12 protein-coding genes are annotated in these 15891 nt (G+C 67.4%); all 12 read right to left on the reverse strand.

Annotated elements, in window-relative coordinates; genetic code table 11:
* Nucleotides 1-73 precede the first annotated feature (73 nt).
* Nucleotides 74-532 (reverse strand): hypothetical protein, encoded by a 459-nt coding sequence (locus ACF8R3_RS12295; RefSeq protein ID WP_392515665.1) that lies wholly within the window; start codon nt 530-532, stop codon nt 74-76.
* Nucleotides 533-564: 32 nt separating this feature from the next.
* Nucleotides 565-1005 (reverse strand): hypothetical protein, encoded by a 441-nt coding sequence (locus ACF8R3_RS12300; protein ID WP_058638522.1) that lies wholly within the window; start codon nt 1003-1005, stop codon nt 565-567.
* Nucleotides 1002-1895, reverse strand: a complete 894-nt coding sequence (locus tag ACF8R3_RS12305; RefSeq protein WP_078479393.1) for an NAD synthetase — start codon at nt 1893-1895, stop codon at nt 1002-1004. The genes ACF8R3_RS12300 and ACF8R3_RS12305 overlap by 4 nt, the downstream gene beginning before the upstream one ends.
* Nucleotides 1896-2022: 127 nt before the next feature.
* Nucleotides 2023-2922, reverse strand: coding sequence for a type VI secretion system-associated lipoprotein TagQ (gene tagQ / locus ACF8R3_RS12310; RefSeq protein WP_196142241.1), 900 nt, complete (start codon nt 2920-2922; stop codon nt 2023-2025).
* Between the two features lie 73 nt (nt 2923-2995).
* Entirely contained in the window at nt 2996-4798 is a 1803-nt protein-coding gene (locus tag ACF8R3_RS12315) for an SUMF1/EgtB/PvdO family nonheme iron enzyme (protein ID WP_197844551.1), read from the reverse strand.
* Entirely contained in the window at nt 4791-5993 is a 1203-nt protein-coding gene (locus tag ACF8R3_RS12320) for an FtsX-like permease family protein (RefSeq protein ID WP_197844552.1), read from the reverse strand. Before ACF8R3_RS12320 ends, ACF8R3_RS12315 begins: the two co-directional genes overlap by 8 nt.
* The gene (locus ACF8R3_RS12325; RefSeq protein WP_196135269.1) at nt 5993-6697 is read right to left on the reverse strand and encodes an ATP-binding cassette domain-containing protein; all 705 of its coding nucleotides are present in this window, start codon (nt 6695-6697) and stop codon (nt 5993-5995) included. The genes ACF8R3_RS12320 and ACF8R3_RS12325 overlap by 1 nt, the downstream gene beginning before the upstream one ends.
* Nucleotides 6697-9702: a serine/threonine-protein kinase gene (locus tag ACF8R3_RS12330; RefSeq protein WP_392515675.1), complete on the reverse strand. Its 3006-nt coding sequence runs from the start codon at nt 9700-9702 to the stop codon at nt 6697-6699. Before ACF8R3_RS12330 ends, ACF8R3_RS12325 begins: the two co-directional genes overlap by 1 nt.
* An 8-nt stretch (nt 9703-9710) precedes the next feature.
* Nucleotides 9711-10430 carry a PP2C family serine/threonine-protein phosphatase gene (locus ACF8R3_RS12335; RefSeq protein ID WP_182139760.1) on the reverse strand — a complete coding sequence of 240 codons (720 nt, stop codon included), beginning with the start codon at nt 10428-10430 and terminating at the stop codon, nt 9711-9713.
* Complete coding sequence (gene tagF, locus ACF8R3_RS12340) at nt 10427-11083, reverse strand: type VI secretion system-associated protein TagF (RefSeq protein ID WP_196186214.1); 657 nt, start codon at nt 11081-11083, stop codon at nt 10427-10429. Before tagF ends, ACF8R3_RS12335 begins: the two co-directional genes overlap by 4 nt.
* The gene (gene tssM / locus ACF8R3_RS12345) at nt 11080-14589 is read right to left on the reverse strand and encodes a type VI secretion system membrane subunit TssM (protein ID WP_392515666.1); all 3510 of its coding nucleotides are present in this window, start codon (nt 14587-14589) and stop codon (nt 11080-11082) included. The genes tagF and tssM overlap by 4 nt, the downstream gene beginning before the upstream one ends.
* On the reverse strand, nt 14586-15887 hold the full coding sequence (locus tag ACF8R3_RS12350) for a DotU family type VI secretion system protein (RefSeq protein WP_392515667.1): 1302 nt from the start codon (nt 15885-15887) through the stop codon (nt 14586-14588). The genes tssM and ACF8R3_RS12350 overlap by 4 nt, the downstream gene beginning before the upstream one ends.
* Between the last annotated feature and the right edge of the window lie 4 nt (nt 15888-15891).

Consider the following 15891-nt stretch of genomic DNA (forward strand, 5'->3'; position numbering starts at 1 on the left):
ACCAGAGAGACCGGTGTCACTCCCCCTCAGTCCGCTGTTCACCTTATGGTTGCAGCGCAAGCCGTCACCCACGTCAGTGATCACCATCCGGCTCCACCCGCTGCACGGCAACCTGCTGGCGGGTGGTCATGTCGGCCAGTATCACCTCCCCTTCCTGGTGCGTCGGGGTGATCATCAGCGAGCGGACAAAGTGCTCGTTGCCGCCCTTGCGCTCCTGCACGTTCTCGAACGCCACAACGACCGTATCGTTGCGCCAGTTGCTGATATCGAAGCCGCCGGCGGCAATGAACTCGCGGATGTCGCGCACGTCGTTGAAGGTGTTAGCGGGCAGGATCAGCAAGCGGTCTTTGAGAAATACCTCGTAGTACTGGCGAGACCCAGCAGGCCAGTTGTGCGCTACCACGTGCTCGATGCGCCAGTGATGGACGTCGTTTTCATACACCACGACGCGTTCGACCTTGTGCCCGTTGCAGGCGGCGAGCAAGGGCAACAGCAAACCGCCAAGCCAGGTACGCTTTTGGCGCAGATTCATTCAGATAGCCTCGTTACATCAACACAAAGGTGTCATTTACCGGCTTTCGCTACCCGGCGGTTGAATTTACGGATGTCCCGATACTCCATCAGGCGAACACGCATGTCCCGATAGCGCTGGCTGTTGATGATCAGCAGAGCCAGCAAACCGAACACCAGGACGGAAATATACCCCCCCATGTGCGGGCGATAACCGTAGCTGGGCAATGCGGCGAGCAAGGCAACCACGAGGATGCCGACCACACCGCGCACGCCCCAGGCAAAGCCACGCACCATGGCGATATGCGAGGCGGCGCTCACTACACCGGCTGCCGCCAGCACCATCACCGAGAGTTCAGGGTCTGAACCGCGCATATAGGTGGAGAACACCAGCGAGACGGTACCGCCCAGCGCCATGCAGGAAAAGAAAAACTCGGCAATGAACACGCCGAAATAACGGGAAAGGAATGCTTGCAGTTCCTGGCCATGGGTCATTCGTCAATTTCCTCATAAAGCCCCACGGCAACCGACTGCACGAAGCTACTGCTGGCAAAACCCGACAAGCCGCCAATCGAGTCCTTGATCAAGGTATGCGTGGCGTGCTGGATTTGGGTGGGGGTGAAACGCTTGATCGCGGTACCCGCCGCCTGCTTCAGCTTCAGCTGCTTGGCGGTGAGCGACGGGTGCTTGATCTGCAGAAGTTCCTCGGCCAGGGCCTTGCGCTGCTGCCGCGACAGGCTCTGGAACAGCTCTCTCCAGCCCTTGCCGGTCGCCGCTTTGCGTGCCTGCAGGAAACGCACGGTGGTCAGGCTCGATGCGCCCACACCGGCCAGCGCTACGCCGTCGAGTATGCTCATTACCGTCTGGACCGTGTCATTACTGTCGAGCCAGTCGTTCTGCCCAGGGTCGAACACTTCGTTGAACACCCGATACCCGCCCATCATGCACTGCCCGGTCCCTGCCGCTGCGGCGGCATAACCGACCGCCGTCAACACCATGCTGGCGCCGCCAGTGAAAGGTACGGCAATGGTGCCGCTGAACATGACGACCCAACCCAGGTAGGCCGACAGGCAACTCAAACTGGCGTTCACGGCCTCTGCCATCACCTTGCGCTCACGAGCGCCGGTCTGCAGCTGGGTCATGAACTGTTCAGGTGACTTGTAAGGTGGCGCCTCCTGCAAAATCACGCGCTTGGGCGCGATGCTGCAGATCGGCTTGAATTCGCGCAGGACGATCACGTTGTACTGGGCATCGATGTAGACAACACCCGCGCCAACGATACCCGGGTCGGAATCAATGGCCCTGAATAGCTTCTGCTGGTCGAGGGTCAGCAACAACCGCTGGCGTGCCATTTGCTGCCGGTAGCCGCCGAGCACGTCGGTCATCAGGTCTGTCACAACAACTCTCCTAGTTTCAAAAAGCCGCTGCGCCGGCGCAACCGCGGCCCAGGCAGGTCAGGCGACCTGCACACGGGCTGCGGGTGCAGCGGCGCGAGCGCAACGCAGCGTGGGATTACACGTTCGGGCACGGTACCGGCGCCCAGTCACCCATGTCGGGGCTGCGGCACATCTTGTTGACCTGGTCCACGCCAGCGTTGGCCACCTGTTGGGCCTCGGCCTTCTTGGTGGCGGCCTTCTGCAGGGTCTTCTCGGTGGCTACGGCCTCTTGCGGCACGGCCTTGTTGACCTTCTTGGCCTGGGTCTTCTTGCCGGTGGTCTTGGCCGGTGCGGCCACGGTGGCGACTTCGGTACGCGCCACGCCGACCTGCTTGAGGTCCTGCTCGTAGGCCTGGGTGTAGCTGTCGAGGTTTTCCGCGACGCGGCCATTGACGGTGGCCAGCAGCTTGTTCGACTCCTGCAGGCCCGAGACGATCTCGGCCAGGCGCTTGCGCCCTTCGGTGTCGTTGATGCGGTTGGCCTTGCGGCCTGCGATCAGGCTGGTGAACTCACGCTGGTAGCAGCTTTGCGAAGCCTTGGCATAGGCCGTAGTGCGGTCCAGGTCGGCGGCGCTCTTGTCAATGTCGGTGGCGTACGAGGCGATGCGCTGCTTGTCGTCGCTGATCTGCTTCTGGCGCTCGGTGTAGTAGCCGGCGGCGCCACCCACCAGGGCACCACCTGCTGCACCGATGGCGGCATTGCGACCGCGGTTGTCGCCGTCGATCAGGGCGCCGGTCAAGGCACCGCCGAGGGCGCCGATGACCGCACCGCTGGCCACCGAGCGGGTCATGTCACCGTCGGTGGAACGCAGGTGCTGCACCGGCTCGTAGCAGCTCGGGTAGTACTCGACCTTGGTCGTGGCACCCACCTTGGACACCGGCGAGCTGGAGCAGCCGGCGACCAGGACAGTGCTGAAACCTGCGGCGAGCAGCAGGGCGGAACGGGCATGGGAAGCCGTGAAGAGGGTCTTGAGCATGTCACTTTCTCACGTGGTTGGTTAAAACGGCGGGCCTCATGCCCACCGCGGGTACGTCAGGCAGAAGCCACTACTACGAGGGCCGCGCCGCGGCCGATGCCAGGAGCTCCTTGAGGATCGTCGCCGGGTCGGCCCGCCGGTTCTGGCGGTACTCCCCAACGTGGCGGACGAACAGGGTCGCACGGCTCACCAGGCTGTTGCCCAGGACCGGCTTGCGGTTGAGTTCTTCCTTGACCCGCTGGAACTGCGCCTGGATCACCGCCTCGGTGTAGCGCGTGCCACTGGCCAGGTTGTCGATGTAGATCGCCACCGCGCCATCGAGGGCGGCGCGGCCGTTGCTGATGGCGGCGGCGTACATACGCACGCTGGTCTGGTCACCGCGCGCCTGAGCCTCGGCCTGGGTGTTGCGCAGGTTGGTCAGGCGGATGTTGTAGTTGTTGATGGTTTCGGCCACCAGCGCGGCGGACTGGATCAGGTTGCCGGCAGCTTCCTCGCGCTGGCGGCCGATCAGCGACACGCTGCGCTTGAGCTCTTCGTTGACCAGGCCCAGCTCGGCTTGTTGGCGTGGGTCGGTGGTGGCGGCGATGAGGCTGTCCAGGCGCTTGGTCGGGTCCTGGGCGGCGTCGATGTCATCGGTCAGGCTGGTCAGGCGGCCTTGTTTCTGCCACTGCTCGAACAGTTCCTGGTAGCGCGAACGGGGTGCCGACAGAGCGCCGATGGCCACCCGGAAGCCGGTGGTCTCGTTGCGCTGTTCGGTACCGTCGGCGCCGAACAGCGGGTACTCGCGGCGCATGCCGGTGAACAAGGTCCCTTCGCCTTCCAGGTAATTGCCGCCCTTGACCACGAAGCCGCCATAGGCGCCTTGCAGGCGGCCGCCATGCACCAGCTGGAACGACTCCTGGACCATTTCCGCAGCATTGCCGATCATATCGAACAGCCCCAGCGGGTTTGGCAGGCGGGTGCCGATCGGCATCAGCCGGGCAGCCTGCCCGGTGCCACCGGCCACTTGGTTGAACACTGCCCAATCGGCCAGCGGCCCGTCGCTGTCACTGCCCGGCACCTTGCGCGGGAACAGGCGCCCTTCCAGCTCCTGGCGGCTCACCGCCGAGCCACCCCGGGCAGCGAACTCCCACTCCACTTCGGTGGGCAGGCGCACGAAGCCGACCCCGCCGTCCTCGGCCTTGCTGCCACGGCCACTGACCGGCAGCAGCTCGCGGTGATGCTTGAGCAGCCAGGCGCTGTACACCGCAGCGAAGCGCTCGGCCTCGAAACGCGACAGCTTGACCTTGGGCAGGCGCCCGGCCGCCGTGGTGTCGGGCTGGCAGGCCGGCGCCGGCTCGCCGCTGGCCAGCGATTGCGCCTGGGCCATCACCTGCGCGTATTGACGGGCGCTGACCTCGTACTTACCGATGAAATACATCATCGGCTTGAGCGGGCCGGTCTGGTCGAGCCTGGGTAGGCTCGGGGCGACGGCTTTCTGCCAGTCGGCGGAAAGGTCGTGCAGGCTGAACTGGCCGTTGATGAAGTCACGCCGGTAGCCGGAAATGAACGACTGCTGGTAGCCGGCCTCACCCTCGCTGAACGGGTAGCCGAGGTTGACCTCGCGGTCGTCCAGGCTGCCCTGGGCCAGCACATAGACACTGCGCAGCACCAACTCGCCGCCGCACGGCAGCGGCAGGCTGACGTCACCCGGCAACGGCTTGGGGTTGTCCAGCTTGCTGGTGTCGACTGCCGGTGCCGGTGCCTGTGCCTGTGTCGGGGCGCTGGCAGCGGTGGCCTGCGGCTTGGCAGGCTGCTCTTCGGCGCCTGGTGAGCAGGCGGCCAGGCCCAGCGTGGTCAACAGCAGGGCCGCAGCCCCAGCGCGAAGTTCAGACATCACGGATTCCTTGACTGGCATCGATGCGCGTCACCCGCCAGCCGCCCAAGGCAGCGGCGGCGGTGCTGGCCAGCAGCACCGTAGACAACGCAACGAGGTAATGCATCGGCAACAGGTGGCTGGCGTGTTCGCCGGGCACCTGCGTGAATATTCGGTTCAAGCCCTGCTCGGCCAGCAGGTACAGGCCGCCGGCTGCGGCCGCCGCCAGCACGCTGCTGTACAGCGCCTGCAGCACCACGAACAGCAGCAGCGCCGCCGTGCCGAACCCCAGCAGGCGCAGCACCGCCAGTTCGCGCTGCTTGCGCTGTACCGCCGCCAGGGCGCCAGCGGCGACGGCAGCCAGGGCACCGGCCACAGCCAGGCTGGTGATGATCCAGAACACCAGGTCGAGGTTGCGGCTGAGCGCCTGCACCTGGGCGATCTGCGCCGCCTGGGTCGATACCAGCCACTTGCGTTCGGCGAAATACGCGCGCAGCGGCTCGACATCGGCCAACCCCCGGGCATACAGGCGAAACGCCGGGTACACCCGCCGGGTATCGTTGCCTGCGGCCTCGCCCGGCCAGCCCAGCGCCGGCACGCCGCGCCCGTCGCGGTAGTCCTCGACCGCCTCGAGCAGGGCCAGAGAGGCGAACAGGCCATCGCGCTCGAACGCCGCCAGCGGCAGCACCGCCGCCACCTGCAGGCGGGTCTGGCGCCATTGCAGCTGGCCGGCCTGCTGCCGGCTGAAGCTGGCCTGCAGCTCGTCACCGGCCGTGGCACCGAGCTTTTCAGCGGCGGTAAAGCTCAATACCACCTGCTGCAGCCCCTGCGGCGGCGTCACCTGCTGCAACAACGGGTCGCCGGCAGCGGTCGGCAGCATCTCCACGGTCACCGCACGCCCGCGTGCCGGCAGCAACAGCTCGGCGGTAGCGGCGATCTGCCGGGTACGGGCGATGGCAAAGGCAACGTCCGGTCGCTGCGCCAGTTCGTGGATGAAATCGGCGCCGAAACGCCCCCCGCCCAGCGGCACGATCTCGCGCACCGTCGGGTCGCGTTGCAGGCGCTCGGTCAGGCTGCCGACCAGGCCAAACTTGAGCCCGAACAGCACCAGCAACGGTGCGATCACTGCGACCAGTGCCAGCACGCTGCACGCCGACAGCCGCGCATCGTTGCGGTAGTCCTGCCAGGCCAGGCCGGCGATCAGCCACGCGCGCATCAGCAGGCCTGCCCCAGTGTGGCGGTGACGCCGCCGTCGGCATCGCGGCGGCAGGCCATGCGCAGCACGCTCAACCCGGCCCGGCGTGCCAATGCTTCGTCATGGGTGGCCAGCACACAGGTCACCTGGCGTGCCTGGGCCTCGCGCAGCAGCAGCTGCATGACCCGCTCGGCGTTCACCGGGTCCAGCGCTGCGGTAGGTTCATCGGCCAACAACAACGCGGGCGCATGCGCCAGGGCACGGGCACAGCTGACTCGCTGGCGTTGCCCTAGCGACAACGCGGCAGGCTTCTTGGCCAGCTGATCGTGCACATCCAGCGCTTCGGCCAGGCGCTCGACGCTGCCGTCCTCGGCTAGGCCCAGCAGTTGCCGGGGCAGGCGGATATTGCCGCGCACATCCAGAAAGCCGAGCAACCCACCAGCCTGCAGCACGTAGCCCAGCTGGCGGCTGCGTAGCGCTGCCAACCGGTCCAGGCGGCCCTGCTGCCACAGGCCGGCCACGTCGCTGCCGGCGACGACGAAAGCGTCGGCGGCATCCGGCGCCAGCACCAGCGCCAGCAGGTCGAGCAAGGTGCTCTTGCCGCAGCCGCTTGGGCCGACCAGCGCCACCCGCGCGCCCGCCGCCAGCTGCAGCTGGTCAATCTGCAGGCTATAGCGCTGGGCGCCCTGCCCGCGCGTCTTGCGCACCCCGTGCAGGCTGATCATCACGGCAGCGTCGACAACGGCACACGGTACAGGGCATCGCCGGGCTCGGCGTTGCCGAAACGCACCCAGTTGGCCATATCGTTGTGGAAGGTTTCGTACAGGCGGATCTTCGAGTCCAGCTCGTCGATGAAGTCCTCCTGTTCGGCCACCGACAGCGACAGCCACAGGTCTTCGGTCATGCTCAGCGACTTGCTGCGGTACGGCAGGCCTTCGAGGTATTCGCCGAGTACCCCGCCCTGGGCCAGGTTGGCGCCCTTGGGCAGCGCGCCCGGGTCGCGGCTCATGTAAGCACTGGCGCTGGCGATTTCGTTGAAGAAATCGCCTGGCGAGCTGCGGGTCTTGCGCGCGGCATCGACGATCAGCTTCAGCGACTGCTGCAGGTCGTTGAGCTGCAGCTTGGTCAGCATCACGCACACTTGCAGGCTCGGCAATGCCGGGTTGATCAGGTCGCGGTCGGCGACCCAGGCGCTGACCAGCTGCGGCGCCTGGCTGGCGCCGGCACGGCCAAGGAAGTCCATGTGCATGGCATAGCCGATGGCCTGGGTCTTGGCCGCCAGGGTTGCCCCGGCGTTCAGTTGCGGCAGCGGCTGCGCCTGCTGCTGGCGCACCTGGTGCACCAGCTCGGCGAACGTTGAGCCGATCTCGCGCACGCGCTCGCCAAAGGCCCCGACATCGCCGCCCGGCACGCCCACGTAGAGGTCGCCGATCTGCGGGTTGCTGTCGGCGGTCAGCACGCGGTACTGGCTTTCGGCTGCGCCATGGTTGTTCGCCCCGGCTGGCGTGCGCAGGTGCAGGGCATAGATCTTGATCTGCTTGCTCAGCGCAGCCTGGCGGACCTCGGCCTCGTTCATCTGTGTGCTGCTGTAGGGGTCGTTCTTGCGCAGCGCGCCGGCATCGCTGACCAGCAGCACGATACGCCCGCCGTAGCCGGACCAGTCCATGCCCTCGACGGCCTGCATCACCCCGGCGAAGGCATCTTCATTGAACGAATGGCTGGAAACGCTGGTGGCCTTGACCTGCGCGGCGGCCTTGAGGAAGCGCGCCGGGTCGCGGCCCTGCTCCAGGCTGACCAGGGTCTTGCTCAGGTAATCCAGGCCGGGGGTGCGCTTGACGCTGTTGCGAAAGCCCACCAGGCCGAAGCTGACATTGTCCAGCTCGCCACGCGCGGCCAGTTGCGCCTGCAGTTCGCTGACCACCTGGCGCACCCGGTCGATGTACGGCTGCATGGACACCGACGTATCGACCACCAGGACGATGCCGGTGCGGAAGCGGTTGTCCGCCATAAGCGCCGCGCCGGCAGCCGTAGCCGGCTGGCTGCGCGCGCGGCTGCCGGGGTCGATGGAGGCGACGTTGAGCAACTGCACCGGCTGACCGTCGGCACCGAAGCTTTCGCGATAGTCGAAGATCGGCATCAGGTAGAACTGGTTCTGCGGCACCGCGCTGGCGGCCGGCTCCAGCGCCAGCACCTGCGGCGCCTGCTCCGGCTGCTGCTGCGCCTTGAGCAGCTCGGCGCGGGCCTTGCCGCTGTCGTCGAGCATCTGCTGCAGGTCATCGGCCTGACGCATGAACATCACCGGTGAACGGCCGGAACGCTCGGTGAACTTGAGCACCAGGCTCTGCTTCCAGTCACTGGCCTGGGTCGCCGGCAACCAGCCATCGCGCTGGCCGGCACTGGAGGTGCCAACTTCCAGCCACTGCTGGCCGTCGATGTCCTTGCGCTGGTACACGTACAACACCGAAAAAGCCGGCAGGGGTTCACCCGCGCTGTCGCCGGGCCGCGCCAGCAGTTGCGCCTCGGGCTTGCTCAGCACGCGCTGGAACAGGGTTTTCTTGCCGGGCATCAGTAATGGCCGGCCATCCTCGCTGGCGGCGAGTGGCGGCGTGGCCGGTGTCTGCACCTGGCTGGCGGCTTGCGTCACGGGCGGCGGCGCAGCCGGCTGGTCGCTATCGGCCGGCCACCACAACCAGGTCACCCCCAGGCCCAGCGCCGCGGCGATGGCCACGGCCAGCAGCGCTTTGGCCGGTTTGCCCGGGCCGGCTTGCGCTGGCGCGCTCGGTTGCGGCCGGGTCGGCTCGGGTGCAGGCGCGGGGCTGGCGACTGGCGCAGCTACGGCCTGCGGGATATCGATGGATACCGGCGTCAGTCCGCCCAGCTCAGCCTTGCCCGGCATCGCCACCGGCAATGGCCGGATCACTGTGCTGTCCTGGTCATCGACAGGCAAGCGGTCGAGTGCTGCCAGCAACGCGGCAGCATCGGCAAAGCGCTGCTCGGGGTCCTTGGCCAGCAAGCCGCGCAGGATGCTCTGAAAGCGCCCGTGCTCGATCGGCAGTTCCGGCAGCGGCTCGGTCAGGTGCGCCAGTGCGGTCGACAAGGCATCGGTACCACGGTAGGGCAGCTCGCCGACAAGGATCTCGTACAGCACCACGCCAAGCGCATACAGGTCGGCGCGGCCGTCGATGTCCATGCCGCGCGCCTGCTCCGGGCTCATGTAGCTCGGGGTGCCGACGGCGAACCCGGCCTGGGTGAACTGGGTGCGGTCATCCAGCGACTTGGCGATACCGAAGTCCGAGAGCACCGCCGTGCCGTCGGCGCGGAACAGGATGTTGGCCGGTTTCACATCGCGGTGCACCAAGCCCTGGGCGTGTGCATAGCCCAGCGCCTGGGCGATCTGCCGCACGTAGAGCAGGCCCTGCTCAGGCGAAAGCCCGGCGGCTATGCGCTCCTTCAGGGTGCCGCTGGGCAGGTACTCCATGGCCATGTAGTACAGCTCGCCGATATTGCCGATGTCATGGATGGTGGCGATGTGCGGGTGCGACAGACGCGCCAGGGTGCGCCCTTCGCGCAGGAAGCGTTCGCAGAAGATGGGGTCGGCGGCAAGGCTTGCGGCCATTACCTTCAGCGCCACCTTGCGCTGCAGCGAGCGCTGGGTGGCCAGGTAGACACTGGCCATGGCGCCCTGGCCAATCTCGCTGTCGATGTCGAATCCGGGAATCTGCATGTTCAGGGTGCTCTTCAATTCGCCTTCACCACCACGGCGGTGATGTTGTCGGGCGCGCCACGGGTCAGCCCCAGGTGCACCAGGCTGCGGACCACCTGGTAGGGGTCGGCATGGCCGAGCACATCGGCGATCTCGTGGTCTTCGGCGGTCTTGTTCAAGCCATCGCTGCACAACAGGTAGGTGTCGCCGGGCTGCACCTGCACGCTCACCGCCTGCAGGTCGAGCTGGTCCTCGACGCCGATGGCGCGGGTGACGATGTTGCCGCGTGGGTGTATGCGGGCCTCGGCCTCGTTGAGCAGGCCGCTGTCCTGCAGTTCCTGGACATAGCTGTGGTCATGCGACAGGCGCTCGATGCGGCCATCGCGCAGGCGGTACAGGCGGCTGTCACCGGCCCACAGGCCCACGGCGCGGTCGCCGCGTGCGGCCAGTACCACCACCGTGCTGCCCATCATCGCCACGCCCTGGCGAAGGGTTTGCTCGCGCACCGCACGGTTGACCCGGGCCAGGGTGTCGCGCAAGGCCTGGGTAAATTCCTCCAGCCCATCGATCAGCGGCAACTGGCGCAGGCTGTCCACCGCCAGGCTGCTGACATAATCGCCGGCGGCATGCCCGCCCATGCCGTCGGCAACGGCCCACAGGCCATCCCAGGTCAGCTCCAGGCAAGCGTCTTCGTTGATCTTGCGGACCATGCCGACATGGCTGTAGCTGGCCGCGCTGTAGCGCACGCTGCTCATGCCGGCCTCGCCTCGCTGCCCAGTAAAAATGCGGCGAACTGCTCGCTGCGTGGCAGGCCCTGGCTGCGCAACAGGCCTGGCGCGATCCGCTCGCTGCCCTTCCCCCACCACAGGCTCATGCCGTCACAGGCGCATTCGGCCAGGGCCAATGCCCGGCCTTGCGAGGTGGTGCCGTTCAGCCGCTGCAAGCCGCCCACGGTCAGCCGTGGCCCCTGCAGCAGTGGGGGGGCGTCGCGATAAGGCTGCAGGGCTGCCGTGAAATGCTCGAACGTTGCCTCTGCTGCAAGCGTGCCCAGTAACGCCGCCTCGACCCCTTCGAACCATTCATCGGCGCCGCCAACGATACCCGCAAGTGCCACGCCGGGCTCCAGCAACTGCGCCACGCTCAGCGGAAAGTAGCGCCCGACCCGATCGATGCTCGGCATCAGCACGCCGACCACCGCTTCCGGGCCACACACCCCGGGCGCCAGGGCAAAGCGCCACAGCGGGCTGACCAGATAGGCCTGCAGCCAGCCCTCGCCAAGCGCCTGCTGGCTGGCCTGGATACCGGCAGCCAGCCACTGGTCCCAGGGTTGGATGAAACTCTGTGGCAGGCCACGGCTGACGAAGTCGCCGCGACAGGCCATTTTTCCGTAGAAACCCACGTCGTTCACAGGCGCTCCGGCAGGCTGAAACCGCTGACCACTCGGCTGCGGAACGGGTTGAAGGCGCTGCCGGCACGCAGCTCGTACGACGCACTGGCGCCGTCCACGCGCAAGCGCAGGTTGAAGCGCTCCGGCGAGCTACCGGCCACCAGGTCGGACTGGTCGAGCAGGCGGAACCACGCCCACGGCCCTTCCATGGTCAACCCAGAACGGCCGCTGGCCGCCGGCGGCGCGATCGCCAGGCGCACCACGCCGATGCTGTTGGGGTTGGGCCACTGCAACGCCACCGGGCGGCTCGGGCCGTGGTCGTAGCTGACCTGCTGGCCGTCGAGGTCGAGCAGAAACTGGGTGATGCTGGCGTCCATCGCCACTGGCTTGAGCTCGAAGCGCACGCCTGGCTGCAGGCCATTGCCGCTGCGGAAGAAGGCATCGCGAATGGTCGCCGCGCGCTGGAAGGTGTACAGCACGTTGCTGTTAATCCCAAGCTTCTGCGCCGCGCCCGGCTGCCAGCTCCAGGGTGTGCTGGAGGTGTTGACGTAGGGCTGCAGGTACTTGCGGAAGTAGCTGTCCATCACCCCGCCAACGCCGAAGAACTGGCCGAAGTCTTCCAGGGTGGCGTCGCGCGAGCTGCCGGCCACCATCGGGTAGCGGCCGCTGAGCGACTGGCGGTAGACGTTCAGCACTTCGCTGGCCCAGGCGGCGTTGAGCTGGTTGCGCACCCCGCCCATGACCACGCCGTGAGTCGAGCCGAGTACCGAGCTGACCAGGTTCTGCACCACCTTGGGCTGGCGCGCCGCGCCCAAGGCAACCCGTTGCGCCGCCGCCTGGGCTTGGTTCTTGGCCTCGCCCAGCAGCGCGTCGCCGCTGGCACCGACCATGGCGCTGACTTGCACGTAAAGCGCGTTGAGGTCGGTGAGCAGGCCGTCGATGGCGGCCGGCTGGCCTTCGCCGCTGTCAACCAGCGCAGCCAGTTGGGCAAAGTGCGCGGTCACCGGGTCCTGGGTGCGGGCAGCAGGGCTGTCGGCCGGCAGCGGGGCGTCGCCGAGCAGGCCGCCGAGACGCTGGCGTAACTGGTCGACACCGGCCTGTTGGGCCTTGTCCTGAACCTTGTCGAGGGTGGTCGGCTGCGCCAGGTTGGTCTCCCGCGCCACCGCCTGCAGCAGCTGCTTCATCGGCGAGCTGGGCCCGGACAGCACCCGCAGCACATCGGCGGCCTGGCCGACGCTGGTGATCGGCACGAAGTCCAGGTCGTCGAGCAGGGCATCCCACTGGCGGATGTAATCCTGGTAGTAAAGCTGCTGCACATCGTCGGCCAGGCGCCTGGCATCGTCCGCCTCGCCCGGCGCGCGGCCGAGTACCCAGCGCTCTTCTGCGAGCGTGGTACTCTGCGCCAGGCTGGCAGCCAGAAACGCCTGGCGGTAACCCAGCACGGTAAACAGCCCCGGCAGCGGCTCGCTCAGCGGCTTGGCGCTCTTGAAGCGAAACACCAGGGCCGCATCGCGGCCGGCCGCGTCGCTGACGCGGAAGTCTTCGACCCCAGCCGGCAGCTTCTGGCGCTTGACCCGGTCGTAGACGCGCTGGGCCACCGGCAGCTGTTGCAGCTGGCGCCGGGTGTCGTCGATCAGACGCTGGTCCAGGCGGGCATTTGGCGGGCGCTTGTCGAACAGCGCTGCCAGGTGCTGTTCCAAGGCCCGGCGCAGATCAGGGGCAAGGTCGCGAGGCAGCTGGCGCTCCCAGTCCAGGGTGATCCAGGCCTTGATGAAGTCCGCGTCGTAGTGTTCGCCGTCGGCCAGCATCAGGTAGGCCTTGAGCCCTTCGTAGAGGTAGTCCGACGGGCCGCCGGCGTACAGCTGCTCCTCGATGCGGGTCACCAGGCGCGGAGCGAAAATGGCGATCAGCAGCTTGCGATACAGGCTTTGCGATTCGCTTTCGAGCATGTCGCCCTGGTACAGGCCCAGGCCCTCGGCCCAGCTGGGTGGGTCGTCGGCCAGATGGCGCACGGTGTTGAGCAACGGCAGCACCTCGACGACGTTGCGCTGCGCCGGGCTCAGGCTTTGCACGCTCTTGCCCAGCGGCTGTAGGCGGCTGTCGACCTCGGCGATGTATTGCTGGTTGGCACGGTAGCTGACTGCCCACAAGGTGCCGACCAGCAGCACCAGCGCCACGCTCAGGGCCAGCGCGCCACGGGCGATCCACCTGCGCCGCCGTTCCACCTTGGGGTTGCTGCCGACCAGGCCGCGCTCGGCGAAGGCCACAGCCGTGAACAGTCGCTCGATGAAATAGCTGCGCCCACTACCGCTCTGGCGCGCCAGCTGCGCGCGGTCCAGGCCCATGCTCTGGGCCATGCTGCCGATCAGCCGGTCGATGGGGCTGCCTTCCTGGGTGCCGCTGGTGAAATACACACCGCGCAGCAAGGCCCGCGCCTCGAAGGCGTTGGGCTTGAAGATGCCATCGAGCAAGCCCTTGAGGTCGCCGCGCAGGGCGGCGAACTGTTGCACAAAGCCGTAGATCAGGTCGCGCCGGGTCGGGTCGCGTTCCTGTTGCAGGCGCTCGACCAGGCGCTCGCCAAGGCGCTGTTCGAGCAGGCCGAACTCGTTGTCGAACTGTGCCAACGGGCTATCAGCACCCTGCTCGAGGGTATCCAGCGGGAAGGTCATGCCCCACACCTGGGCGCGCTCGTCCTTGCCCAGGTTGTCGAAGAACTCCATGAAGCCCGGCACCAGGTCCAGCTTGGTCAGCATCAGGTACACCGGGAAGCGCACGCCCAGCTGGCTGTACAGCTCCTGGATGCGCGCACGGATCGCTACGGCATGGGCGGCACGCTCGGCGTCGCTGCCCAGCAGCAGGTCGGCCAGGCTGATGGCAATGAACGCACCGTCGATCGGGCGGCGCGAGCGCTGGGTCTTGAGCAGGTCGAGGAAGCCCAGCCAGGCCGCCTTGTCGACTTGGGCGTGGCTGTCCTGGGTGGTGTAGCGGCCGGCGGTATCGAGCAGCACCGCCTGGTCGGTGAACCACCAGTCGCAGTTGCGCGTGCCGCCCACCCCACGGATGGCGCCCTCGCCCAATTGCGCGGCCAGCGGGAAATGCAGCCCGGAATTGATCAACGCGGTAGTCTTGCCGGAACCGGGCGGGCCGATGATCACGTACCACGGCAGCTCGTAGAGGTTGCGCCGCTCGTCACCGCCCAGGCGTGCCTTTTTCAGTAGGGCCAGGGCCTCGTCCATGCGCTGGCGCAGGGCGGCCAGCTCTTCGGCGGTGGCCACGCTGGCCGGGTCCGGAGCGGTCTCGGCGGCCAGGCTCTGCATGACCTTGGCCGCCTGCCGACGCGCCTGCACGATGCGCCAGGCGCGGTAGGCGCCCCACACGGCGAACAGCAGGACAATCAGCAGCCAGCGCGGTGCGGGCGGCGCCAGCACTTCCAGCAACGGCCCGACAAACCAGATGATCAGGCTCAGGGCGATCAGGCCCAGCAGCGGGATCACCCAGCGAATGACAAAACTGAACAACGCCTTCACTCAACACCCTCCGCCAGCACGGTGATTTCAACCCGGCGATTCTTCGCCCGACCTTGCGCGGTGTCGTTCGACGCCAGCGGTTCGGTGTCGCTTAATCCTTCGGCGCTGAAGCGCTCGGGCTGCCCTGTGCGCGCAGCGAGCAGGCCCTTGACCTCTTCGGCGCGCGCCTGCGACAAGGCCCAGTTGGACGGGAAGCGCAGTGTCGCGATGCGCTGATTGTCGCTATGCCCGGTCACCCGCACATTGCCCTTGACCTTGGCCACGGCGTCGGCAATGCGCAGCACCAACGGCTGGAAATCGCCCTTGATGCTGGCGCTGGCACTGGCGAATAGCTCATCGCCGCGAATGGTCACCACCGAACGGTCCACCGCATCTTCGACGGCGACCCGGCCAGCCTTGATGTCTTCGGCGAGGAACCCGGCCAGGCGCGGACGCTGCACCGGCTTGGGCTGCACCACCGGGCGGTCCATGGCCTGCACCGGGATCTCGCCCAGCGCGTGGATACCACGGAACACCGGCTCGGCATCGGCAGCCAGCTTCAGGCGCAGACCGAACAGCAGCAGCAACAGCAATGCCACGGCCACCGCCAGGCCTACCCATGGCGGCACGAACTGGGCCAGGCGATCGCGGCTCACGGTCGCCCCGCGCCAGTGCGGCGACAGTTCGCGCTCGCGCTCGCCACGGGCGCTGCGAATCGCCGCAGCGGCGCGCTCGCGCAGTGCTTCGAGCTGGGCGCGGCCATCGTTCATGACCCGGTAGCGGCCTTCGAAGCCAAGGCTGGTACACAGGTACAGCAGCTCCAGCAGGTTGAGGCGTTCGCGCGGGCTTTGCAGGCAATGCTCCATCAACTGGAATACTTTCTCGCCGCCCCAGGCCTCGTTGTGCACGGTGATCAGCAAGCTCTGCCGGCTCCAGTCGCTGGCACTGCCCCACGGCGTGCTGAGCACCGCCTCGTCCAGCGCGGTGCACAGTGCGTAGCGCGCCAGCAGCACCTCGTTACGCACGACCCCAGCAGCTTCGGCACGAGTTTCGAACTCGCGCAGGTAGGCCAGCAACTGCGCGCGCAGGCTGGCCGGCGCTGAGTGGGCGATGGTGTTGCGCAGACGGGTAAGCAAGGCCAGCAGCGGCCCGGCGGCCTGCTCCAGCGGGTTGAGGCCCATGCCCTGGCCGGGCGCCAGCGGCTCGGCCGGCAGCTGCAACGGCGCGGGAGCCGGGGCCGGGGCCGGTTGCGCGGCGCGGCCCCCGGGGCGCGGCATGAACTGGGTACGGTCGTTGGCCAGCGGATCGTCCGGGTGCATCGCG

It is taken from the genome of Pseudomonas sp. FYR_7 (genome assembly GCF_043106155.1).
GTDB lineage: Bacteria > Pseudomonadota > Gammaproteobacteria > Pseudomonadales > Pseudomonadaceae > Aquipseudomonas > Aquipseudomonas parafulva_B.